The sequence below is a fragment of the Streptomyces sp. NPDC028928 genome, from assembly GCF_055564915.1.
Window position 1 is genome coordinate 346,220 of sequence record NZ_JBVHVI010000007.1, and the last position, 24,205, is coordinate 370,424.

Here is a 24,205-nt window from a genome sequence, read left to right on the forward strand (position 1 = left end):
GGCAAATAGGACACTTGCCTTGGTGTGGCTGCTCAGCCGCGTTCAACCGGCAGGTTCACACGTGCGTTTGCCTGCCTGTGGTGGTGGAGACGGCCTGAACCGCCGCCGAGTCCGCCGGAAGGTGCCGGGCGGCCTCGGCCGCGGTGTACGCGGACGCGAAGGTGAACGCGCGCGGGGACGGCCCGTGCGTCCGCAGGTAGGCCAGCCGCTCGAGGGCCTCGTCGACGGTCGGGAGGTGACCGGCGGGGATCCACCAGAGCACCAGGTGTGCCTCGACGTGCCGTTCGAACCATTCACGGCGCCGCCGCATGACCTCCAGGTGCCCGCTGCGGTAGGTGAAGTCCCACAGGGCCTCCTGGGTCTCCCACACGGACAGGTTGACGATGACGTCCTCGCCCGCCGGGCGCAGGCCGGTGGCGTCGGCCGTCCCCTCCTCCACGAGTCGCCATACGAAGCCGGGAGCGCTGTCGGCGGCGGAGTTGACCGGGTCGAGCATCTCGACGAACGGCGTCATGCGCGGGTCGTCGAAGGGGTGTCGGAGCGTGGCGACGTTCAGTTCGGCGAGGTGGGCGGCATGCGCGGATGCGGTCATGGCCTCATCCCAGCACGCCCCCGCTTTCTATGTCAATCACCGTTGTTTTTAGAAGACTCGACCACTACGCAGCACTCTCCGGGCCGGGCGGCCATGCGGGCGCGGACGGAACCGTCGGTGCCGAGCAACCCCTCCAGCAGCGCGAGATTCATGCCGCAGACAAGTGGCGGGAAGCGTTCGGCGACGGCGTGGAAGGGGCAGTTGCGCATCCGGACGACGGGTGCGGCCGCCCCGGTCGTCCCTTGGGTGCCTTCGGCGGCCTGGACGGCGTCGGTGCTCTCGGTGCCTTCGAGGTGCGGTTCGTAACCGCGGGCGGCCAGCACCTGCATGGCGTCTTCGAGGCTTTTGCAGGGTGCCGCCGAGCCGCGCAGTGCCTCACCCCGGCGACGCGCGGCCGCGCAGAGTCCGGCGTCCAGCCCGGCCTGCTCGGCCGCTTCGGCGAGCAGTTCGGCAGCGGTGCGGTAGTCGCGGGCGGGCAGCGACACCGACCGTTCGACCCGGGCCCGCGTGTACACCTTGGCGGGGCGGCCGGCCCCCGGCCCCGAGCGGCCCGTCAGCCGGCGGCTGCCGGATTCCAGCAAGCCGGCCTCGGTCAGCTTGTCCAGGTGGTGCGCGGCGAGCGTGCGTGCCACCCCGGCTGCCTCGGCGGCCTCGTTGCGGCCGACCTCGCGGCCCTGTGCCGCCACGTACTCGTACAGGCGGCGCCGCACCGGATCCTGCAACAGTGCGATCGAGTCGATGTCCTCCACCCGGCCATTCTATGAACAATCCGGGTTAGAGATAGAAAGGGGTTCCCCCGTGGTTCCCCCGTACGCGACGGGCGCGGACGCCCGCGCGGCCTGCCGTCAGCGGAGCGTCAGTTCGGCGTCAGTTGCCCTCAGCAGAATCTGGGACGTCCGACGAATGTGACGAGAGGGAACGACCGTGTCCCAGCAGGCCCTCCAGCATGGCGCAGCTCCCGTCGCCATTCGCAGCGCCGCCTGGTATCTGCCCGAGCACACTCTGCCGATCACCGATGTACGGACGTTCGACGACACCGAGCGCGCCACCCGCGACGGTCTGGGCATCGACACGGTCCGGGCGGACGACCGGCTCGGCTCCGTCACTCTCGCGGAACGCGCCGCGCGCCGGGCTCTCGAACAGGCGGGGCTTGACGCCCGGGACCTGGGCGCCCTGGTGATGGTGGAGTCACGGGTCCAGGAGACGTTCCTCAGCTCCGAGGTGACCCGGCTCCAGCAGCGGCTCGGCGCCGAGAACGCCCTCACCTTCTCGGTGGGCGGACTCGGCTGTGTCTCGATCACCCCGGCCCTGCTGACGGCCCGCGGGCTGCTGGCCGCCGACCCTGCCCTGGACGATGTCCTGGTCGTGCACGGCAGCAAGCCGGCCACCACCCTGCGCTACCGCCACCCCGTCACGGTGAACGGCGACGGCGGGCAGGCACTGCTGCTCTCCCGCAGCGGGAGGACGCGGGTACTCGACATCGCGCAGCTGACCAACGGGCGCTACTGGGACCTCTTCCACGTCGACTACCGGGACCGCCCCACCGCTCAGTGGCGCGAACGGTGCACGGAGCCCAGCACCTACTCCTTCCGCCTGGCCATGGAGACACGCAACCACCTCTCCGCGATGCTGGGCGACCTGCTGCGGCGCAACGGGATCGGCCGGGGGGACGTCGCCGGCTTCGTCAGCCAGAACCTGTCCGTCGGGAGCCTCACCTTCATCGAGGACTCCCTGGACATCGAACTGCTGCCGGCGTGCCGGGAGAACCTCCGGCAGTACGGACACCTCGGTCCCAATGACGTCTTCCTCAATCTCCGCACAGCACTCGACCGCAAGGAGCTGGCCCCCGGCGACCTCGCGGTCCTGATCAACGTGAGCCCGGTGGCCGCCTGGAGTCTGCTGCTGGTCGAGACAGGTTCACAGGAGGACCCGGCATGAACGACATCACCTCGCAGATCACCGGCTTTCTGAGCGCGGCTCTCCGCCGGCCGGTGGAGCCGGACGACGACTACTTCGCACAGGGCCTGGCCGACTCGCTGTTCGCACTGGAGCTGGTGACCTTCGTCGAGAGCCGCTTCGCCCTCACCGTCGAGGTCGAGGACCTGGATCTGGACAGCTTCAGGACCGCCAACCGCATCACGGAGTTCGTCCGGCGCAAGAACGGGGCGCCCGAGTCGGGAGAGACACATGCCGACAGTCCCTGAAAGCGGCTCCGACGCCGCGACGACCCATCCGCCGGCCGTGGAGCCCGTGGAGCCCGTGGAGCCCGTGAAGCTGGTGGAGCCGGTGGAGCCCGTGGAGCCCGTGGACCTGTCCCGGGTCGCGGCCGATCTGGCGGCCGACGCGCATGACAACGCCTCCCGTTGGGACCAGGACGGCGGACTGCCCGATGCGGTGCGCACGGAGTTCGCCGCGTCGGGACTGCTCGCCGCGGACCTGCCCCAGCGGTACGGCGGTGCCGGCCTCCACCCGCTCGTGCTCGGGGAGATCGCCGCCCGGATCGGTGCCGAGTGCAGCGCCCTGCGCGGGCTGCTGACCGTACAGGGCATGGTCGCGGCGGCGCTGCTGCGCTGGGGCACCGAGACACAGCGGGCCGACTGGCTGCCCAGGCTGGCCGGCGGCGAGCTGACCGCCGGCTTCGCGGCGACCGAGCAGGGCGCCGGCAGCGCGCTGGGGTCGGTGGAGACCCGCATCGAGGCATCGGGCCGGTCGGACCAGGAACTGGTCGTGAGCGGCCACAAGAGATGGGTCACCTTCGGGGCGGTCGCCGACGTGTTCCTGGTCCTCGGCACGTACGAGGGGAAGCCGGCCGCCGTGCTCGTGGACGCGGACCGCGCCGGTGTCGGGCGGGAGCCGGTGAACGGCCAGCTCGGCATGCGGGCCGCCCGGATCGCCCATCTGGCCTTCGACGGCGTGCGGGTGCCCCGGCGTCAGCTCGTCGCCCCTCCCGGCCTGGGGCTCTCCCATGTCGCCGGCACCGCCCTCGACCACGGCCGGTTCACGGTCGCCTGGGGATGCGTGGGCATGGCGGAGGCGTGCGTCGAGGACGCCGCCACCCACGCCGCGGTCCGCCGGCAAGGCGACAGCCTTCTGGGGGACCACCAGTTGGTCCGGTCACTGCTGGCCAGGGCCGCGGTGGACGCCGCCGGGGCCCGGCAACTCGCCCGCAGGGCCGCCGAGGTGCGGGCCGCGGGCCCGGGCCACGGGGTGTCGGAGACGCTCATGGCCAAGTACGCGGCGGCGTCCGCGGCGGCGGCGGGCAGCCGCGCCGCCGTGCAGCTGCTCGGCTCGGCCGGCTGCGCGCCCGACAGCAGGGCGGGCCGTCACTTCCGGGACGCCAAGGTCATGGAGATCATCGAAGGAGCACAGGAAGTGTCCGAACTTCACATAGCCGAACGGTTGTTGCGGCGCTTCGGTGACGCGGCGACCGGCACGGACCGCCCCGTCGGGCCCCGACGTCCCGGAGAGTCGCCGTGACGGCGGCAGCGGGCGCGCCCACCGTCAAGTGCCTGGTGTGGGACCTGGACGACACGCTGTGGGACGGAGTGGTACTGGAGGGCGACGATCCCGTCCCCTTCCCCGCGGCGCTGGAGACCCTGGCCGAGCTGGACCGCCGCGGCATCCTGCATGCCGCCGCCGGCCGTGGCGAACGTGGTGTCACCCAGCGTCATCTGGCGGAACGCCGACTGGCCGACTGGTTCTGCGCGGTGCAGGTCGGCTGGGGCGCCAAATCCGGTGCGCTGCGCCGGATCGCGAAGGCCCTCGGCATCGGTCTGGACACGATCGCGTTCGTCGACAACGACCCGGTGGAGCGGGCGGAGGTCGCGAGCGAACTCCCCATGGTCCGCTGCTACCCGGCGGCGCAGGTCGGACAGCTGCCGCAGTTCCGGGAATTCAGGCCCGAGCACATCACCCCGGAAGCCGCCGGGCGACGCCGGCTCTACCAGGCCGAGTGGCAACGCCGGGAGGCCCAAGCGGAGTTCACCGAAGGACGCCAGGCGTTCCTCGACTCCCTCGGCCTGGTCATGGAGCTGCGCCCGGCCACCGAGGAAGACCTGTCCCGGGCCGGCGAGCTGACCGTCCGCACGCACCAGCTCAACAGCACAGGACTGACCTACGGTATCGACGAACTGCGCCGGCTGATCTCCTCACCGGACCATCAGGTGCTGCTGGCCACGCTCCGTGACCGCTTCGGCGACTACGGGACCATCGGCCTGTCCGTCACGGAGCTCGTCGGACGGGACTCGGTCCTGCGGCTGATGCTGATGTCCTGCCGGGTCGCCTCGCGCGGTGCGGGGAGCGTGCTGCTGCACCATCTGATCCGGCAGGCCCTGGCGGCCGGCCGGCGCCCCGTCGCGCACTTCGTCCCGACCGAGGCCAACCGGAACATGCTGGTCACGATGCGCTTCGCCGGCTACGAGGCGACGGTCACCGACGAGGACCGCCTCGTGCTCACCGTGGACCCAGAGCGCCCGCTGCCCGAGGCCCCCGGCCACACGCGCGTGATCGCCGGTGCGACGGCAACGGCAGAGGAAGCGAGGCCGCGATGACCCGGCATCCCGGTGACACCGACGAGTTCGCCCCCGTGGACGCCCCGGCGGAGGTACGGCCGGTGTGGGCAGCCTTCCGCAGCCAGGTGGTCAGGACGCCCGAGGCGACCGCGCTCGTCATCGGCGGGGTCTCGCTGACGTACCGCGAGCTCGACCACGCCTCGGCCGGACTCGCCCGGCTGCTGTGGCGGCACGGGCTGCGGCCGGGGCGGGTCGTCTGCGTCCGGACGCGGCAGAGCGCCCTGTCCGTGGTCGCCATGCTCGCCGCACTGCGCACCGGTGCCACCTGGGCGGTCCTGGAACCGGACCTGCCCCTCGGGAGGTTCGAGGCGCTGTGCCGGGACGTCGACTGCGCGGTGGTGCTGAGCGAGGGCGGCGACGCCGTGCCGGCCTCCGCGCTCGCGGCGACGTCCACCCCGCCGACGGTCGTGGACGCGGCCGGCCTCCGTCTGACGCGGCTCGTCGCGGCGGGCCGGGAGCTGCCCACCGACCCGTACCCACCGGTCCCCGAGCAGAGCCCCGCCTACGTCGCCTACACCTCGGGATCCACCGGTGTGCCCAAAGGCGTGATGGTCAGCCGGGGCCAGCTCGCGGCGTCCATCAGCTGCCGGGGGCCGGTGTACGGCACCGAGCACTCCGTCTTCCTGATCGCGTTGCGGCTGTCCTTCGACGGGATCCTCGGCGGAATGTTCTGGTCGCTCACCGGCGGTCACACGCTGGTGCTCCCCGACCCCCGACAGCTCCTGCGGGTGGCGGAGTTCACCCGGCTGGCCAGGGAACACCGTGTCACACACCTGTTCAACATCCCCTCCTACTACCGGGCGGTGCTCCAGGATCCCGGCGGCCTGCCCGACACACTGCGCCTGGTGGTCGTGGGGGGTGAGGCGTGCACCCCCCAGCTGGTGGGCGCGCACAAGGAGCGACTGCCACGGACCCGGATCGTCAACGAGTACGGGCCCACCGAGACGACCATCGCCTGCACGGTGGAGACCGATCCGGACCCGACCCGGGACCGTATCCCCATCGGTCGGCCCTGGCCGGGAGCCGAGACCCTGGTACTGGACGAGCGGCTGCGGGAAGTCCCGGCCGGGGAGCGGGGCGAGCTGTACGTGGGCGGCTCCCTGGTGGCACTCGGCTACGCGAACCAGCCGGCCCGTACGGCCGAGCGATTCGTCGCGGACCCCTACGGGCGGCCGGGCGGGCGCCTGTACCGCACCGGGGACGTCGCCAGCGTCGACGAGCGGGGCGCGCTGCACTACCACGGCAGAACCGACGACCAGGCCAAGATCCGCGGTGCGAGGATCGAACTCGGCGAGATCGAAAGCGTGCTGGAACGCCATCCGGACGTCGAGCAGGCCGTGGTGCTCTGCGAACGTGACGGGCAGGACGAGCCGCAGGTGATCGCGTTCGTCCTGCCGACACCCGGCAGCGGGCCGCCGGACGCCTCGCGCTTGCGCGAACACTGCCGGGGCCGGCTGATGGAACAGGCCACACCGTCCCTGTTCGTACCGGTCGACCACATACCGCTCGACCGCAGCACCAAGGCGGACCGGGCCGCGCTCCGCACGCTGATCCCGACCGGCAGGCGGGCGTCCGGGGGCACCGCGGGCGGGGACTGGAGCGGGCACCGGCTCGCCGTCGGCCGGATCTGGGCGGAGGTCCTCGGACACTCCCGCTCGGGTCCGGACGACAACTTCTTCGCCGTAGGCGGGAGTTCGCTCAAGGTCATCGACCTGCACGACAGGCTGGACCAGCGATGGCCTGAGGCGCTGCGGGTGGGTGAGCTGTTCGACCACGTCACCATCGCCGCGCAGGCACAGCGCATCGCCGACCGCCTGGGCGAGCGCGCGCCAGGTGACGGACACGCCCCACCGGCCACATACGAGCTCTGACACGCGTGAACGGAGAGGCGACATGAGCGGCACGGGCGTGACCCACGGCAGACCGGCCATCGCGGTGATCGGCATCGCCACGAGATTCCCGCAGGCGGACTCCCTCGCCGCCTTCCGGGCGAACCTGCGGGCGGGCAGGGACTCGGTGCGCCCGATCCCGCCGGAACGGATCCGGAGCACAGGGCTCGATCCCCGGCAGGACTATCCGGAGATGGGCTATCTGGAGCGGATCGACCTCTTCGACCACGAGCGCTTCGGACTGTCCCGGCGCGAGGCGGAGGTGACCGACCCGCAGCACCGGCTGGCACTCCAGCTCACCCAGGAGGCGCTGGAAAACGCCGGATACGCCCCGTCCGTGCTCCGGGACAGCCCGACAGCGGTGATCTTCAGCTCGCCGAACAACGGCTACGCGCCTCTGGTGCGCGAGCACGGCACGCTCAGCATGAACGGGAACATCCCCTGTGCCCTGCCCGCCAGGATCTCCCACCTCTTCGGTTTCACCGGCCCCTGCTACGGCGTGGACACCGGCTGCAACGGCTCACTCGTCGCCGTCCACCAGGCATGCCGTGAACTCGGCGACGGCGACGCGGACCACGCCGTCGTGGGCGGGGTGAGCGTGCGCCACATCGTGCCGCCGGCGGCCACCACGGCCGACTTCCCCGGCATCAGCTCGCCCACCGCCCGGTCCCGCGCGTTCGACCGTGCCGCGGACGGCGCGGGCTTCGGCGAGGGCGGCGCGGTGGTGGTCCTCACCACCCTGGAACGGGCGTTGGCGGAAGGCGCGTTCATCCACGCCGTGATCCGCGGCAGCGCCGTGGTGCACAACGGCCGGCACTCCGCGACCATCAGCACACCGAGTGCCCGCTCGCAGGCACAGGTCATCACCAAGGCGTGGCGCAACGCCTCGCTGGACCTGGCGACCGCCGGATACATCGAGACACACGGTTCGGGCACCCGGCTCGGCGACGCGGTCGAAGCCGAGGGCCTGGCCCTGGCCCGTCCCGACGGGGACCGTACGGTGAGAGTGGGCTCGGTCAAGACCAACATCGGGCACCTGGACCACGCCGCGGGAATCGCCGGGCTGGTCAAGGCGGTACTCAGCGTGCACCACGGCGAGCTGTATCCCTCGCTGCACTTCGAGGACTCCGCCGACGAGGTCGACCTCGAAGGCGCCCGACTCGAGGTCGTCACCTCCCTCGAGCAGTGGGACGACGAGCCGCGCCGGGCGGGCGTCAGCTCGTTCAGCCTCGGCGGGGTCAACGCGCACTGCGTGGTGGAGCAGCCTCCGGTGACCGCCCCGGCACGCCCCGCCGCCGGCACCCCGCAGCTGGTCGCGGTGTCCGCCCGCAGCCGGGCGGACCTGCTCGCCCAGTGCGAGCGGCTGTCGCTCGAACTGCGCGACGGGACCCACCCGCTGGCCGACGTCGCGCGCACGCTGAACGAGGGCAGGGACCACGACCCCTACCGCGTGTCCGTGGTCGCCCGGGACACCTCCGAGCTGGCGGCACGCCTGGCCGCCGAGGTCACCTGGCGCCGGGCCGAGACGCCCGAGACGGCTGCCACCGTCGCCATGGCCGCACCACGGGTGGTCTTCCTGCTCTCGGCGGACGCCACACCCGGCGAGCCACGCGCTCAGCTGCCCGACGAGTTGCCCGTACCGGCCGACTGCGCCGCCATGGCCGGCGGACACCTCGCGACGTACCAGCGGCTGGTCCGGGCCGGTGTCTCGCCGGACGGGCTGATGAGTTCGGGGATCTCCCGCTACACCGCCCGGTACCTGCGGGGCGATCTCAGCGCCGAGGACACCGCCACCCTGCGGCGGGCGGGCAGCGGGCAGGATCCCGCGGTGGCGGGCAGCCCGCTGCGGGTGGAGCAGCTCCACGCGGCGGCGGACGAGCAACTCGCCGACGGCCCGGTGGTGTTCGTGGAGCTGGCGTCCCGCGGCGAGATCAGTGACCGTTTGACAGCCCTCCTCCACGACCGCGCGGACGCCCGCGTGTTCCGTCTGCGGCCCGGTGCCGACGACACCGACGCCGCCGTCCTGGAGCTGCTGGGCAAGCTGTACGAGGAGGGTGGCGGCCTGGACTGGCCGATGCTGCGGGCCGACCCGTCGGCGGGCCGGGTTCCACTGCCGGGACATCCGTTCACCGGCGTTCGCTGCTGGGCCAGGCCGCTGGGTGAGGTGCTGTCCTCCCACGAAGCGCTCCACCGGCCCACCGCTCTCCCTCCGGTACCGGCTCCGTCTCCTCCCTCTCCGGTACCGGCTCCGTCTCCTCCGTCTCCGGTACCGGCTCCGTCTCCGGCTTCCTCTCCGGCAGCCGAGGAGCCGGTCCCCGCACCCGGCCCGCAACGGACCGCGGGATCCGGGACCGTACTGGCCTGGCTGCGGGAGACCCTGGTCGAGCTGTTGCACGCGGACGAGGTCCCGGCCGACGCCGACTACTTCTCCATCGGCGGCAACTCCGTCATCGCCACCCAGCTCCTGACGCTGGTACGAGAGCAGCACGGGGTCCGGCTCAAGATGGCGGACGTCTACGACCACCCCGTCGTCGGCGCGCTCGCGGACGCCATCCACGCCAGGGCGCGGCACGCTCCCGCGCCGGAAGCGTCCGGTGCCGCGGCCGCGCCGACGGCCCCGGTCGTCCCCGAGGTGCCCGACGCCGCGTTGCCGCCGGTCGTCCCGGGCGGGGAGAGGGTGCTGTCGTACGGGCAGGAGCGCATCTGGTTCCACCACCAGCTCGACCCGACGACCACGCTCTACAACCTCCCCGGCGCCTCCCGGTACCGCGGCCCCCTGGACGTCGAGACGTTCAGGCTCGCCTGGGAGGACCTGGCGTGGCGCCACGAGGTGCTGCGCTCCAACCTCGTCGAGGCCGACGGCAGACCCGGGCTGGAGATCCGGCCCGAACTGGGCGACTTCTTCACGTACCTGGATGTCTCCGGCGAGGACGCCCCGAAGGCCGCGGCGGATGCCGTCATCACCTCCGCCATGCGCTGGGTCTTCGACATCGCCGACGATCCGCTCGTACGGGTGACCGTCGTACGGATCGGCGATGACGACCACATCGTCTGCTGGTGCATGCACCATGCGGTGAACGACGGCTGGGCTCCGCAGATCCACCTGCGGGAGCTGCTGGAGTTCTACACGGCCCGCCTGGAGAACCGTGCCCCCGGCCTCGCCCCGCTGCCGGTGCAGTACGCGGACTACGCGCGTTGGCAGCGCGAGCTGATGGCCGGCTCCCTCCTCGACGGCGAACTGAGCTACTGGCGCGAACGGCTGAGCGACCCGCCCGCGCTGGAGCTGCCCACCGACCGGCCGCGCCCCGGCCGGATGGACTTCGCGGGTGCGACCCACGGGTTCACCGTCCCGGGCCCACTGGTGCGGCGGCTGCGCGAGGTGGGCGCCCAGGAGTCGGCCACCCTGTTCATGGTGCTGCTCACCGCGCTCAAAGTGCTGCTCGCGCGCTGGTCGGGCCAGCGGGACATCGTCGTCGGCACCTCGACCGTCGGTCGTAACCGGCCCGAACTGTGGGGTCTGCTCGGCTTCTTCAACAACACCATCGCACTGCGCTCGGACCTGTCGGGTGACCCGAGCTTCCGCGAGCTGCTGCGCCAGGAGCGCGCAGTGGTCCTCGGCGCCCTCGACCACCAGGAGATCCCGTTCGACAAGGTGGTGCGCGAGGTCGCGGCCGACCGCGATGCGAGCCGTAACCCGCTCTTCGACGTGATGTACGTGCACCAGACGCTGCCGCCGGCCGCCGCCTTCGGCGAGATCGTCAGCGGACCGGCGCACGACCCGGAGATCATCCCGCACTTTCCCGGGCTGCCCCCCGGCACCGCCAAGTTCGACCTCTCGATGGTCGTCGGCGAGCTGGCGGACGAGGACGAGATCGTGGTCATGACGGAGTACGCGACGCAGCTCTTCGACGCCGACACGATCTCCGCCATGTCCGAGGCGTACCTGGAGCTGCTGCACGCCGTCGCGGACAACCAGGACACGTGCTACGGCGACCTCCCCGACGGTCCCCGGGCGGTGACCGGACCGGTCGCAAAGCGGCCGGACACGCGGCCCGCCCCGGTGGTCCCGGTCGCCACCCCCGTCGTCAGCTGTCTGGAGCTGCGCGGCGAGGTACGGCTCCCCGCGCTGAGCGCGGCGCTGGAGGAACTGGCGGAGCGGCACGAGGTGTTGCGTGCCGGGACCGGCACAGCCGTGGGGCACGGCTCGTTGCTCGGCGACGGTTTCCTCACCACCGCGGACGTCTCCGGCGAGAGCGAGCCCCTCTTCACCGCCAGGGAGATCGCGCAGGCCGAGGCCGCCCCCGTACTCGATCCCGCATCGGGTCGCCGGCTCCACGCGCTCCTCGCGACGACGGGCCCGGCCCGGCACGTCCTGCTGGTCACCACCCACCGGCAGGCCTACGACGGCGGTCAGCCGGAGGTGTTCTTCCGGGACCTGCTCGCTCTGTACGGTGCCCGCCTCGACGGACGCCCGGCCGAACTGCCCACGCCTGCCCCGCTGTCCGGTGAGCGGACCGAGCCCTGGGCAGGACCGCCGAGGGAGGACCAGCTCGCCTACTGGAGGCGGACGCTGACGGGACTGGCCGATGGCGCGCTGCCGCTCGACCGGGCCCGGCCCGCCCACGGCCCCGCGCCACCGCCACCCTCGGGTGCCGGGTTCCCGACGACCTCGCCCACGCGGTGGGCCGGTCCGGGACCAGGGAGAGCGTGCTGGCGGCCCTCACCGCCCTGCTCGCCCGGCACACCGAGGCGGACGAGGCGCTCATCGGGCTGAGCGGCACGGCGCTCGCGCCCTCGGCGGCCCGCACGCGGGTGGGGCCCTTCGCGCGGAGCCTGCCGCTGCGTCTGGACCTGGCCGACGACCCGTCCTTCGCGAAGCTCACCGACCGGGTGCGGCGTGCCGTCACCGGCGCGGAACAGCACCGGGATGTGCCGCTCGCCGACATCGTGCGCGCGGCCGGCCTGCCCGACGAGCCCGGAAGGGCACCGCTGTTCGATGTGGCGTACTCCTACCAGGCGCTGCCGGCGGCACTCGGCTCGGTGGCCGGGGTGCAGGCGACCCCGGTGCGGTGGCCCGGCACGGACGCGGGACGGCTCACGCTGCCGCCCGGCCGCAGCGAACCGGACCTCTCCTGGTCCGTGGTCGAAGGGCCGGGACCGGACGAGCTGTCCGTCTCGCTGGACTACCGCACCGAACTCTTCGACCGGTCGAGTGCCCGGGCTCTCGTCGAGGGACTGCTCGCGATGCTGCGCGCGGCCACCCGCGCCCCCGGTGCACCGCTGTCCAGCCTGTGGCCCGTCCGCACGACGACCAGCGCAAGCACACCTGCGAGGCCGGCCGCGGCACGGCCCGCGCACACCGACTGACGCGGCCCGGCCGACGAAGGAGACCTGCAACAGTGAGCGATCAGACAGACGTACAACAGACCGCGCAGACCGCGCAGACGAAACAGGCCGAACAGGCTGAACAGGCCGAACAGGCCGCGCAGACCGTTCCGGCCGGGGCACTGGTCGGCATCGTCGGCGCGGGCACGATGGGGGTCGGTGTGGCGCAGTGCTTCGCCGAAGCCGGACACCCCGTGGTCGTCGTGGACAACGACCCCGGGGCGCTGGCCTCGGGGCCGGCCCGGCTCCGCGCCGGGATCAGGACGGCCACGCTGCTGCGCCGGAGGTCCCGGCAGGCGCGGGCGGGCGCGTCCGCGTCCCGCGCCGAGTCCCTCGTGACCTGGTCCGCCGAGCCGGCCGACATGGCGGCCGCACTCCTGGTGGTGGAGTGCGCCCGGGAGGACGAGGACATCAAGGAGGGGATCCTCCGCGAACTGGACCGGATCTGCGGGCCCGAGGCGATCTTCGCGTCCAACACCTCCTGCATCCCGGTCAGTCGCCTCGGGTCCTTCACCGCCCGCCCCGACCGGGTCATCGGCACCCACTTCATGAACCCGGCGCCGCTCAAGGACGCGGTGGAGGTGATCTGCGCCCCGGAGACCAGCGATCTCACCCTGGAGCGTACCGAAGGCTTCCTCGCCCGCCTCGGAAAGCACGCCCTCGTGGTGCGTGACGCCCCCGGCTTCGTGACGAACCGGGTGCTGATGCTGACGCTCAACGAGGCGGCCGCCGTGCTCGGCGAGGGAACCGCCGACGCCGAGACCGTGGACCGCGTTTTCCAGGACTGCTTCGGTCACCCCATGGGGCCGCTGCGCACGGCCGACCTCATCGGTCTCGACACCATCGTCGACTCGCTGGAGGTGCTGCGCCGGCACACCGGCGAGGACCGCTTCCGGCCCTGCTCCCTGCTGGCCCGTCTCGTCGCCGAAGGCAACGTGGGACGCAAGTCGGGCCGTGGCTTCTACCCGTACCCGCCACGGCACCTCGTCGCGCGGGGAGGAACCGGCCATGGCTGACCGCCAGGGCGCGCCCACCGGCCTGTCCGCCGCCGGACAGGACGCCTGGCGTGCCGTACCGCACTCGGGTCCGGGGCCCGACGCCCCCGGCAGCCACACCGCCCAGCTCGTGGAGATCCACGGCGACCTGGACCTCACCATGCTGGGCAAGGCGGTCGCCCAGGTCGTGGCCGAGACCACCGCACGGCCGGTGCGCTGCGCCGGCGAGGGAGCGGACGGACCGCCCGCCCCAATCCCGGACGGCGTGCCGCTGCCCGTGGTGGACCTGAGCACGGAGGCGGACCCGTGGGGCGCGGCCGACGCGTGGACACGCGCGGTGCTCGCACGGGGCGGCGAGGAGACCGGGCGGCCCTGGTCCGCCCAGGCGTTGCTGCGGCTCGGCCCGGACCGCCACCACTGGTTCCACCGACACCACCGGGCCGTTGTCGACCGCTTCGGCTGTGCGCTGATCACCCGTCGGGTCTCCGAGGTGTACACGGCGCTCGCCGAGGGCCGCCCGGCCACCGACGGCGCCCTGGCCACCCGGGCCCAGCCGGCCTCGGCGGCGGCCGGGTACGCCGGATCCCCCGCGCAGAAGGCCGACCGCGCCCACTGGCGCCGGCGGTTGGCCGGCCTGCCCGAGCCGGTGACCTTCGCGTCCGTTCCCGCCCGGGACGCGGAGTGGCTGCGGGCACCGGTGAACTCCCGCCCGGTGACGCTCGGCAGCACGGACACCGAACGCGTACGTGCCACCGCCCGCAACGGCGGTGTGCCGGCACGGGCGGTGCTGTGCGCCGCCGTGGCGGCCTACGCCCACCGGCTCAGCGGCGCCACGGACGTGGTGATCGGCATGCCGGTGGACGGCCGGCCGAGCCGGGTGAGCCGGCGTGTCCCGGACGCGAGCGACTACATCGTGCCGCTCCGGCTGACGGTACGGTCCACCGCCACCTTCGCCGAGCTGGTCCAGGACGCCGCCCGGGAGTCGCGCGAGGCGGTCCGCCACCAGCGGCTGGGCCACCGGGAGTTGTGCCGTGAGGCCGGGGCGCCGGACGACCGTCCCCGGCTGTTCGGGCCGATCGCCGACATCCGCACCCCCGGGACCTGCGTGCGGTTCGCCGAACTGTCCGCGGTGGTCCACGACCTGGTGCCCGAAGCGGTCCACGACATACGCGTCGTCCTGGACGACGACCCCGTGGACCAGCGGCTGCGGGTCGTGTTCAGCGGTGCGGCGGATCGCTATTGCGCCGCCGAACTCGACGCGCACGCCCGGGGTTTCGGGCGCCTGCTGACCCAGGCCGTGGCCGGCCCGGGGAACCCGCTGGACACCTTCGACCTGGCAGCGGCGGACGAGCGGGCGGCGGTTCACTCCCGGACGAGCAGCCCGGCCTCCGGAGCACCCCGCCGCACGCTCACCGACCTGTTGGAGAACGCCGCCCTGAGCCACTCCGACGCGGTCGCCGTCATCGGCGCCGACGGCAGGCTCACCTACGGGGAACTGCACGCGCGTGCCAACCGGTTGGCCCGGCTCCTGCTGGACCGGGGGGCCGGGCCGGAGTCGGTCGTCGGGCTGCTGCTCCCTCGGCGCGCCGGGACACTCGTGGCGATGCTCGCGGTGCTCAAGACCGGCGCCGCGTACCTGCCGCTCGACCCCGCCTACCCGGCCGAGCGACTCCGCTTCATGGTCAAGGACGCGGAACCCGTCTGTGTGCTGACCGACACGGCCACCGACTCGTACATCACGGACGTCGTGAGCCGGTCAACCACGACCATCCTGCTCGACGACCCCGTGATCGCCGGGGAGTTGGAGCACCTCTCACCCACGGCACCGTCCGACGCCGACCGCCCCGAGCCACTGCGGCCCTCGCATCCCGCGTACGTCGTCTACACCTCGGGCTCCACCGGTACGCCCAAGGGGGTCGTGGTGCCGCACCGTGGTGTGGTCGCGCTGGTGGACTGGGCGGCCGACGGGTTCCGCGCCGAGTCGTTGGCACACGTGCTGGCGGCGAGCTCCTTCAGCTTCGACGTGTCGGTGGCCGAGATCTTCCCGGCGCTGGCGGGCGGCGGCAGCGTCGAGGTGGTCGACAATCTCCTGTCGCTGCTCGACGGCGACCCGCCGCGCTGGTCGGGCGGTCTGCTGTGCGCCATCCCCTCGGTGTTCTCCCAGCTGATCGGGGCCGGCGGTCTCGAGGTGTCGGCCACCACGCTCGCGATGACCGGCGAGGCACTCCCCGCGACCCTCGCCGCGCGGATCCGGGAGACCATGCCCGGCACCCGGGTGCTCAACGTGTACGGGCCCACGGAAGCCACCGTCCTTGCCACCGCGGCCACCGTCCAGGCCGCCGCCCCGGTGGGCGACGGTCGTGTGCCGCAGGGCGCACCGCCCATCGGACGGCCGCTGGGCCACGTACGCGCCTACGTGCTCGACAGCTCACTCCGCCCGGTGGAGTCCGGCCGTCAGGGCGAGTTGTACCTGGCGGGAGACGGCCTTGCCCGGGGATATCTGCGCCGGCCCGGGCTGACCGCGGAGCGTTTCGTCGCCGACCCCTTCGGCCCGCCCGGCGAGCGGATGTACCGCACCGGTGACCTGGCCCGCCCGCGCCCCGACGGGCAGCTCGACTTCCTCGGCCGCGCGGACGCCCAGGTCAAGGTCAACGGCTTCCGCGTCGAACCCGGCGAGGTCGAGGCGGTGATCACCCGGCACCCCGCCGTCACCGAGGCCATGGCCTGTGTCCGGAAGGGGACCGGTGGCGACGCCCGGCTCGTGGCCTACCTGGTGCCCGCGGAGGGGGCCCGCGTCCCCGGCCGGCACGCGCTGCGGGAGTGGGTGGCCGAGCGGCTGCCGGCGCATCTGGTCCCGGCCGAGCTGCACGCCGCCTCGGTGCTGCCGCGTACGGGCAGCGGCAAGCTCGACCGCGGGAAGCCGCCGACGGGCGTACGGCCGCTGGAGGCCGACCCTGCGACCGTCGACGGAGCGCGGGAGGAGCAGGTGGCGCGGGTGTTCCGGGAGGTGCTCGGGCTCCCCGAAGTCGGCGCGGACGCCAGCTTCTTCGACCTCGGCGGCGACAGCGTCATGTCGATCCGGCTGCTGAGCCGACTGCGGCGGGCGGGTCTGGTCCTCACACCGCAGGACATCTTGGAGCACAAGACGGTCAGAGCGCTGGCCCGCGTCCTGCCCGGGACGACCGCCGAAGCAGCGCCCGAGGAGGGTTCCGAGGAAACCGACAGCGGAGTCCTGTTGCCGTTGCGGGAGTCGGGCGACAAGGCGCCGCTGTTCTGCGTGCACCCGGGGGTGGGCTTCTCCTGGTGCTACGCGGGACTCACCTCGCCGCTCGGCCCCGACCGGCCGGTGTACGGCCTGCAGGCCCGGGGCCTGAACGGCCCCGAAGCTCTGCCGGCGTCCCTGCGGGAGATGGCGGCGGACTACCTGGACCATGTCAGGTCCGTCCAGCCCATGGGCCCCTACCACCTCCTCGGCTGGTCCTTCGGCGGGGTGGTCGCCCACGAGATGGCGGTGCAGCTGGAGGAGAGCGGCGAGTCGGTGGAGACGCTGGCGATCCTGGACTCCTACCCCGCGGCCACGCCGGTTCCGGTCGCCGGCCGGGACGTCCTCGCGACGCTCCTCGAGAACTTCGGCTACGACCCCACCCTGTGGGCGGGCGAGTCGCTGACGTATCCGCGGGCGGTGGAGACCACCCGTGCGCAGGAGGGACCGCTGGCCTCGTTCGACGAGCAGCGGATCGCCGCGCTGGCCGGGACCTTCAGCAACATCGCGCGCATCGCCGACCTGCACGAGCCCCGCCCGTTCGGCGGGAACGCCGTGGTGTTCACCGCGCGGGAGCATCCGCCGGGGGCCGCGTTCGGCGTGTGGCGCCCGCTGGTCAAGGGGTCGCTCGAGGTCCTGCCGGCCGACTGCGCGCACAACGAGATGGGACACCCCGCTGTGCTCGGCCACGTCGGCCGTGTCCTGGTCGAACAGTGGGCCGCCAAGGCACCGCGGAAGGGGTCGGTGAACACTCCGTGAGGAACGAGCCGGAGCACGTGCACGCGGCGGATCGCCCGTCGATGCCGCTCACGACGACGCAGCACGGGATCTGGTTGGGGCAGCAGCTGGCGCCTCCGGCCCGGTACCAACTGGCGAGTGCCTTCGAGATCGCCGGAGACCTCGACCCGGAACTGTACGAGGAGGCCTTCCGGTTCGCCGTGACGGAGACCGAGCCGCTGCGGTCCCGGTTCACCGTCACGGCCTCCGGAGAGCCGCGGCAATGGGCCGGCCCCCTGCCCGCCTGGGACGTGCCGGTCGTCGACCTCCGGCGGGAACCCGCACCGATGGCCGCCGCGCTGGACTGGATGCGGACGGACATCGCCCGCCCGCTCGACCTGGCGGACGGTCCGGTGTTCAGGACCGCGTTCCTGCGCCTCGCCGAGGACCGGGTCTGCTGGTACCTGCTCGTCCACCACCTGGCGGTGGACGGCTTCGGCCTGGCGCTGTTCGCCCGACGGCTCGGCGAGGTCTACGCGGCGCTGGAGCGCGGCGAGCCCCCGGAGCCCGGCCACCACGTGCCCTTGGACACCCTGCTCGACGCCGAGCGGGCCTACCGCTCCTCGCCCGACTTCGAGGCCGACCGCGCGTTCTGGGCGGCGAGGATGGCCGGCTGGCCGGGTCTGCCCCAGCCGGCCGCGCCCGGCGCGGACATACCCGGCGGGACGGGCACCGGCCGGACGGGCGGGGCACCCGTGCACGCCGCGTCCCGGATGCCCGACGACCGGGTGGCCGCTCTCCGCGCACGCGCACGCGAACTCGACGTCCCCTGGACGGTGGTGGCGACCGCCGCCGCCGTCCTGTTGGACCACGCCCGCACCGGCGGGGGCGACGAGGTCGTCGTGGGATTCCCGGTCGCCTGCCGCACCTCGAAGACCGCGGGCGCCGTGACCGGTGCGGCGTCGAACGTGCTCCCGCTGCGGGTACCGGTCGACCCGCGCCGGCCGGCCGCCGAACTGATCAGGACCGTCGGCGAGGCAACCGCACTCGCCCTCGACCACCAGCGCTACCGGTACGACGATCTCCGCCGTGACCTCGGCTTCACCGGGTCCGCGCGGGCGCCGTACCAACTGACCGCGAACATCGTCCCCTTCAGCTTCGGCCGCGGTTTCGCCGGGCGGCCGATGACCCTCAGACAGCTCAACACCGGCGCGGGGGAGGACCTCTCCGTCATGATCAGGCCGGAACGCGGCCGGTCCGGTCTGGTGGTGGAGGTGCACGCCGAGGCCGGGCGGTACGAACCCGAGGAGGTCGCCGCCGAGGCCGACCGCTGCGTACGCCTCCTCGACCAGCTGATCGACGCACCCGGACGCCCCATCGGAGCGCTGGATCTGCTGTCCCCGCAGGAGCGCCGGCTGCTCGTACCGTGCGTCGGCACCCCCGAACCACCCTCGCCCCGTACCCTCCCCGAGCTGTTCGAACACTGGGCCGCACGCACTCCGCACGCCCCGGCGGTCGGCCACGGCGAGCGGCAGCTCACCTATGCCCAGCTCAACGCGCGCGCCAATCGGCTGGCCCGGACGTTGATCCGGCGCGGCGCAGGACCGGAACGCACCGTCGCCGTCCTGCTCCCGCGCTCCGAGGACCTGGTCACCGCGATCCTGGCGGTGTCCAAGACCGGCGCGGCCTACCTCCCGCTCGACACCGGATGGCCGCCCGAGCACACGGAGCGGATCCTCGCCGACGCCCGGCCGGTGTGCGTTCTCACCGAAACAGATCCGACGGGGGCTGCCGCGACCGTGTCGGCGACGAACGACGCCGACACGACGGACAGCGACGCCGACCTGACCGACGCGGACCGCACGGGACCGCTGACGCCCGACCATGCCGCGTACGTCATCTACACCTCCGGATCCACCGGCCGCCCCAAGGGCGTGGTGGTCCCGCACCGCGGTCCGGTGGCGCTGTTGCGGGCGGGGGCCGCGGAGTTCGGGTTCGGCCCCGACGACACCTGGACGATGTTCCACTCCTGTGCCTTCGACTTCTCCGTGTGGGAGATGTGGGGCGCCCTCGCGCACGGTGGCCGGCTGGTGGTCGTCCCCCGCGAGGTGAGCCGCTCCCCCCGCGCCTTTCTCGACCTGCTGGTGCGGGAGCGTGTGACGGTGCTCAACCAGACGCCCTCCGCCTTCCGGTCGCTGGAGCAGGCCGACGCGGAAGCACCGGAGCGGGGACGGGAGCTGGCCCTGCGCTGGGTCGTCTTCTGTGGCGAGGCGCTCTCCCCCGCCGTCGTGCGTTCCTGGTACGGGCGGCACCAGGACTCCGCGCCCGCCTTGGTCAACACGTACGGCATCACCGAGACCGCGGTCCTCTCGACCCGGCTCGACCTGGACCACGACCACGGTACGGCGCGGACCGTCCCGATCGGCAAGGCCCTTGCCGGCACCCGCCTGTACGTACTGGACAACCAGCTGCGCCCGGTGCCCCCCGGGGTGGCCGGTGAGCTGTACGTCGCCGGTGCCGGCCTGGCCAGGGGTTATCTGCACCGTTCCGCGTTGACGGCGCAACGCTTCGTGGCCAACCCCTTCGGCCCCGCCGGGTCCCGGCTGTACCGCTCGGGCGACCTCGTACGGGCCCGGCGGGACGGCTCACTGGAGTACCTCGGCAGGGCGGACGACCAGGTGAAGATCCGTGGCTTCCGGATCGAACCGGCCGAGGTCGAGGCGGCGCTGCTGGCCGCCCCCGGCGTGGCGGGCGGTGCCGTGCTGGCGACCTCCGGTGCTCCGCACGGTCCGGCCCGCACCGGGGCGGACGGCGGTCCGGCAGCCGACGGGGCCGCACGGTTGGTGGCCTACGTCGTCCCCACCCGCGAGACGGCGGCGGACGATCCCGGACCGGGTCTGGCCCGGCTGCGGGAATGGCTGCGCGCGCGGCTACCGGCACATCTCGTCCCGTCCCTGTTCGTCCCCCTCGACCGGCTGCCGCTCACCCCCAACGGGAAGCTGGACCGGGCGGTGCTCCCTTCCCCCCACGCCCGCGCGCACACGCCGTCACGCGCCCCGGACACGCCGCTGGAAGCCGGACTGGCCGGGCTGTACGCCGAACTGCTCGCCGTGGAGCGGGTGGGCGCCGACGACGACTTCTTCGACCTCGGGGGCGACAGCCTGCGGGCGACGCGGCTGGTCACCATGGTGCGCCGAGCCGGCCTCGGCGCCCGGGCGGAGCTGGATGTCAGGGACGTCTTCGTCCACCCGACCGTCGCCGGGCTCGCCGCTCATCTGGGCGACACGGACCGCCCGGGCGGCACCTCCGTGGCTTCGGGGCCCCGGCCCGTCCCCAGGATTCCGCCGGCCGAGGACCGGGGCGCCGAGCCGGTCCCGCTCTCCTTCGGCCAACGGCGCTTCTGGTTCCTGCACAGGCTCGCCGGCCCCGACAGCACCTACAACGTCCCCCTGGTGCTGCGCTGGGACGGCGAGCTGGACCAGGAGGCGCTCCGTGCCGCCCTGGGCGACCTCACGGCCCGGCACGAAACCCTGCGCACCCTCGTCCAGCAGCGGGACGGCCAGGCAGTCCAGCACATCCTGCCGGTCCCGGCCGCACGCCCGGCACTCACGGTCGAACCCGTCACCCCGGACCGGCTGCCGGACGCGCTGAGCGCCGCGGCCGGCCGCCCCTTCCGCCTGGAGAGCGAACTTCCCCTGCGCGCGGTCCTGTTCACCACCGAGACCCCGCACAGGCAGACGTTGCTCCTGCTGCTCCACCACATCGCCTGCGACCGCGCCTCGCTGCGGCGGCTGCTGGACGACCTCGGCACCGCGTACCGGGCCCGGCTCAGCGGTGCCGCCCCGGGCTGGTCACCGCTGCCCGTCCAGTACGCCGACTTCACCCTGTGGCAGCGTGCGCTGCTCGGCACCGACGACGAGCCGAGCGCCCTGCGGGCCGGTCAGCTCGCCCACTGGGACAAGACCTTGGCCGGTCTGCCGGAACGCATCCCGCTGCCCACCGACCGTACGGAGCAGACGCCGTCCGGGCGCCCGGCGCGCACCCCCGGCGACACGGTCGCCTTCACCGTCCCCGCGGACGTACACAGGCGGCTCCTGGAGGTGGCCGCGCAAGAGCAGGCCAGCCTCTTCCTGGTGGCGCACGCCGCACTGGCCGCGCTGCTCACCCGCCTCGGCGCGGGTACGGACATCCCGATCGGCACGGCGGTCTCCGACCGCGCCGACGCGGAGCTCGACGGCCTCGTCGGCTTCTTCGTGAACACGCTCGTCCTGCGCACCGACACCTCGGGGGAGCCGACCTTCCGTGAGCTGCTCGGCCGGGTCGCACAGGCCGATCTGGCGGCCTTCGCCCACCAGGACGTGCCCTTCGACCTGGTCGTGGAGGCGCAGGGGCCACGGCGGGCGGCGAGCGGACAGGCCGTGTTCGGCCGGGCCCTGTTCCAGGTGATGCTGGTGCTCACCCCCGCCCTCCCCGAAAGGCTGGAGCTACCGGGCGCGTCCGCCACGGTGGACCTGGCCGGCAGGGGTTCCGCCGGGTTCGACCTGACCTTCGGCCTGTTCGAACGGCGGGACGCCGACGGCACCTGCCGTGGCCTCGACGGTGTCGTCGAATACCGGACCGAACTGTTCGACCGGTCCACCGTCGAGGCACTCTGCGCCCGCTACGCGCGACTGCTGCGTACGGCCGCCACCACCCCCGACGTCCCGATCCACGACATCGACCTGTCAGTCCTTGGTTAGGGTGGCCAGTGGGGGAGTCGGCGGGGACGGGGAGGTGGGCGGGTGAGCGGCCGGTCGGTGCCCGCGGTGCTGCCCCGCTCGCTGCGCGCCTGGCTCGCGCCGGTCGCGGTCCTCGCCGCGCTCGTGGTCGTCGTGCTCGGGGTGCTCTACGCCGGTCGCAGCGAGCCCGGCAGGGTGGACAGGTGGATCGTCCGGCCGACGGCGGACAGTGTGCGGCCGCCGTGGCGGCGCGTCGCTCTGGCCATGGACTTCCTGGGGGAGCCCGCCGGAGCAGTGACGCTGGTCGTGGCCGCCGTGACGGGCTGTCTGCTGCTCCGGCGTCCTCGCGCCGCGGTGCTCGTCGTCGCCGGCGCCGGCGTGGCCGTGGGCACCGCGACGCTGCTCAAGCACCTGGTGGGCCGCACCATCCACGGCGACGGCAACCTGTCCTATCCGAGCGGGCACACCGCCTTCCTCACCGCGCTCGCCCTCGTCGTGGCGCTGTCCGCGACCGGCCGGCTCGGCCTCGGCAGGGCGGCCGGCACGTCACTCGTGCTCGCCGCGGCGCTGGTGGCCGGCGCCGCGATGGGATGGGCGCAGGTCGCCCTGGGCGCGCACTACCCGACCGACGTCCTCGGCGGCTGGTGCACCGCGCTGGCGGTGGTTCCGGTGACCGCGTGGCTGGTCGACCGGACGGCCGGCGCCGGTCGGCGCGACCGCCGCTGACGTCACGTCACGTCACGTCACCTCACGCCAGGCGGCGGAACACGGGCTTCACCGGTCGTCCGGCCAGCCACGGGGTCGGGTCGGCCGCGTCCAGTGCCTTCCGGTACACCGCACACGCCTGGGCCACCACGTCGACGGTGTGCTCGATGTCGGCGTCGCTGAGCGCGCTGCTCACCACGAACGACGGGGCCAGCACCCCGCCCATGAGGAGCCGGCGCAGGAACAGCGTGCGGTACTGCTGCGAGGGCTGCCGGTTCTCGTCCAGGGTGGCGAAGACCAGGTTGCTGGCCCGCCCCCGGACGACGACGTGGTCGCCGACGCCCATGCTCGCCGCGGCGTCGCGGACACCGGCGGCCAACTTCTCGCCGAGGGCGTGCAGCCGTGCGGTGACGCCCTCCTCGACGTAGGTGGTCTGCACGGCCATCGCGGCTGCCAGCGAGTGCGTTTCCGCACCGTGCGTGGTGGACAGCAGGAACACCCGGTCGCCGGAGTGGCGCAGCCCGCCCCGCTCCATCAGCTCGCGGCGCCCGGCCAGCGCGGAGACGGCGAACCCGTTGCCCAGCGCCTTCCCGAACGTGGACAGGTCGGGGACGACGCCGTACAGGCCCTGGGCGCCCGCCTCGGACCAGCGGAACCCGGTGATCATCTCGTCGAAGATCAGGACGCAGCCGTGCCGGTCGGCCAGTTCGCGCAGGCCGGGGAGGTACCCGGGTGGCGGCTCGGTGTGGGTGGCGGGTTCGAGGATCAGGCAGGCGACCTCGCCCTCGTACCGGGTGAGCAACTCCTCCGCGGCGGCCAGGTCACCGTACGGGAACGCCACGGTCAGCTCGGTGGTCGCCGCCGGAACGCCGGCGGACATCGGTGTGGTGCCGATGAACCAGTCGTCGACGGAGAAGAACGGATGGTCGGCGCAGAGGGCCACCCGCGGGCGCCCGGTGGCGGCGCGGGCGAGGCGCACCGCGGCGGTGGTGGCGTCGGAGCCGTTCTTCGCGAACTTCACCATCTCGGCGGTCGGCACCGTGGCCAGGAAGCGTTCGGCGGCCTCGACCTCCAGGACGGACGGCCGGACGAAGTTGCTGCCGCGGTCGAGTTCCCGCCGCACCGCCTCGGTCACGCGGGGGTGGGCGTGGCCGAGGCTGACCGACCGCAGCCCGGAGCCGTACTCGACGTAGCGGTTGCCGTCGACGTCCCACACGTGGGCGCCGTGGCCGTGGCTGATGACCGGGGCCAGGTTCTCGGGGTACTGGTCGTCGCCCTTGGCGTAGGTGTGCGCGCCGCCGGGGATCAGCGCGTGCAGCCGCTCGTTCGCCGTCCGCGACCGGGGCAGATGGAACTCTTCAGCGTCCACGC

General features: G+C 73.3%; 14 protein-coding genes. 11 read left to right on the forward strand and 3 right to left on the reverse strand.

The window, feature by feature from the left end:
* Nucleotides 1–55: 55 nt before the first annotated feature.
* Nucleotides 56–592 (reverse strand): DUF3291 domain-containing protein, encoded by a 537-nt coding sequence (locus tag ACZ4U1_RS19425; protein ID WP_467904635.1) that lies wholly within the window; start codon nucleotides 590–592, stop codon nucleotides 56–58.
* 32 nt (nucleotides 593–624) lie between these two features.
* On the reverse strand, nucleotides 625–1,341 hold the full coding sequence (locus ACZ4U1_RS19430) for a helix-turn-helix transcriptional regulator (protein ID WP_467904637.1): 717 nt from the start codon (nucleotides 1,339–1,341) through the stop codon (nucleotides 625–627).
* Nucleotides 1,342–1,594: 253 nt separating this feature from the next.
* Here ACZ4U1_RS19430 and ACZ4U1_RS19435 point away from each other — a divergent pair, with 253 nt between their 5' ends.
* The 11 genes from ACZ4U1_RS19435 to ACZ4U1_RS19485 are packed head-to-tail and all read left to right on the forward strand — an operon-like array spanning nucleotide 1,595 to nucleotide 22,855.
* The gene (locus tag ACZ4U1_RS19435) at nucleotides 1,595–2,530 is read left to right on the forward strand and encodes a 3-oxoacyl-ACP synthase (protein ID WP_467904745.1); all 936 of its coding nucleotides are present in this window, start codon (nucleotides 1,595–1,597) and stop codon (nucleotides 2,528–2,530) included.
* Nucleotides 2,527–2,796, forward strand: a complete 270-nt coding sequence (locus tag ACZ4U1_RS19440; RefSeq protein ID WP_467904639.1) for an acyl carrier protein — start codon at nucleotides 2,527–2,529, stop codon at nucleotides 2,794–2,796. Before ACZ4U1_RS19435 ends, ACZ4U1_RS19440 begins: the two co-directional genes overlap by 4 nt.
* Entirely contained in the window at nucleotides 2,780–4,069 is a 1,290-nt protein-coding gene (locus ACZ4U1_RS19445; protein ID WP_467904640.1) for an acyl-CoA dehydrogenase family protein, read from the forward strand. Before ACZ4U1_RS19440 ends, ACZ4U1_RS19445 begins: the two co-directional genes overlap by 17 nt.
* Complete coding sequence (locus ACZ4U1_RS19450; protein ID WP_467904641.1) at nucleotides 4,066–5,142, forward strand: HAD-IIIC family phosphatase; 1,077 nt, start codon at nucleotides 4,066–4,068, stop codon at nucleotides 5,140–5,142. The genes ACZ4U1_RS19445 and ACZ4U1_RS19450 overlap by 4 nt, the downstream gene beginning before the upstream one ends.
* Nucleotides 5,139–7,034, forward strand: coding sequence for a non-ribosomal peptide synthetase (locus ACZ4U1_RS19455; RefSeq protein WP_467904643.1), 1,896 nt, complete (start codon nucleotides 5,139–5,141; stop codon nucleotides 7,032–7,034). Before ACZ4U1_RS19450 ends, ACZ4U1_RS19455 begins: the two co-directional genes overlap by 4 nt.
* A gap of 22 nt (nucleotides 7,035–7,056) precedes the next feature.
* A complete protein-coding gene (locus ACZ4U1_RS19460; protein WP_467904645.1) occupies nucleotides 7,057–11,826 on the forward strand; it encodes a condensation domain-containing protein in 4,770 nt (1,589 codons plus the stop codon).
* Nucleotides 11,760–12,419, forward strand: a complete 660-nt coding sequence (locus ACZ4U1_RS19465) for a condensation domain-containing protein (RefSeq protein WP_467904647.1) — start codon at nucleotides 11,760–11,762, stop codon at nucleotides 12,417–12,419. The genes ACZ4U1_RS19460 and ACZ4U1_RS19465 overlap by 67 nt, the downstream gene beginning before the upstream one ends.
* Nucleotides 12,420–12,451: 32 nt before the next feature.
* The gene (locus ACZ4U1_RS19470; protein ID WP_467904649.1) at nucleotides 12,452–13,453 is read left to right on the forward strand and encodes a 3-hydroxyacyl-CoA dehydrogenase family protein; all 1,002 of its coding nucleotides are present in this window, start codon (nucleotides 12,452–12,454) and stop codon (nucleotides 13,451–13,453) included.
* Nucleotides 13,446–17,453 carry an amino acid adenylation domain-containing protein gene (locus ACZ4U1_RS19475; protein WP_467904650.1) on the forward strand — a complete coding sequence of 1,336 codons (4,008 nt, stop codon included), beginning with the start codon at nucleotides 13,446–13,448 and terminating at the stop codon, nucleotides 17,451–17,453. Before ACZ4U1_RS19470 ends, ACZ4U1_RS19475 begins: the two co-directional genes overlap by 8 nt.
* The gene (locus ACZ4U1_RS19480) at nucleotides 17,450–22,150 is read left to right on the forward strand and encodes an amino acid adenylation domain-containing protein (RefSeq protein WP_467904652.1); all 4,701 of its coding nucleotides are present in this window, start codon (nucleotides 17,450–17,452) and stop codon (nucleotides 22,148–22,150) included. Before ACZ4U1_RS19475 ends, ACZ4U1_RS19480 begins: the two co-directional genes overlap by 4 nt.
* Before the next feature lie 42 nt (nucleotides 22,151–22,192).
* Nucleotides 22,193–22,855, forward strand: coding sequence for a phosphatase PAP2 family protein (locus ACZ4U1_RS19485; protein ID WP_467904653.1), 663 nt, complete (start codon nucleotides 22,193–22,195; stop codon nucleotides 22,853–22,855).
* 22 nt (nucleotides 22,856–22,877) lie between these two features.
* Here ACZ4U1_RS19485 and ACZ4U1_RS19490 read toward each other — a convergent pair whose 3' ends face one another.
* Nucleotides 22,878–24,203, reverse strand: coding sequence for a glutamate-1-semialdehyde 2,1-aminomutase (locus tag ACZ4U1_RS19490; protein WP_467904655.1), 1,326 nt, complete (start codon nucleotides 24,201–24,203; stop codon nucleotides 22,878–22,880).
* Nucleotides 24,204–24,205 lie beyond the last annotated feature (2 nt).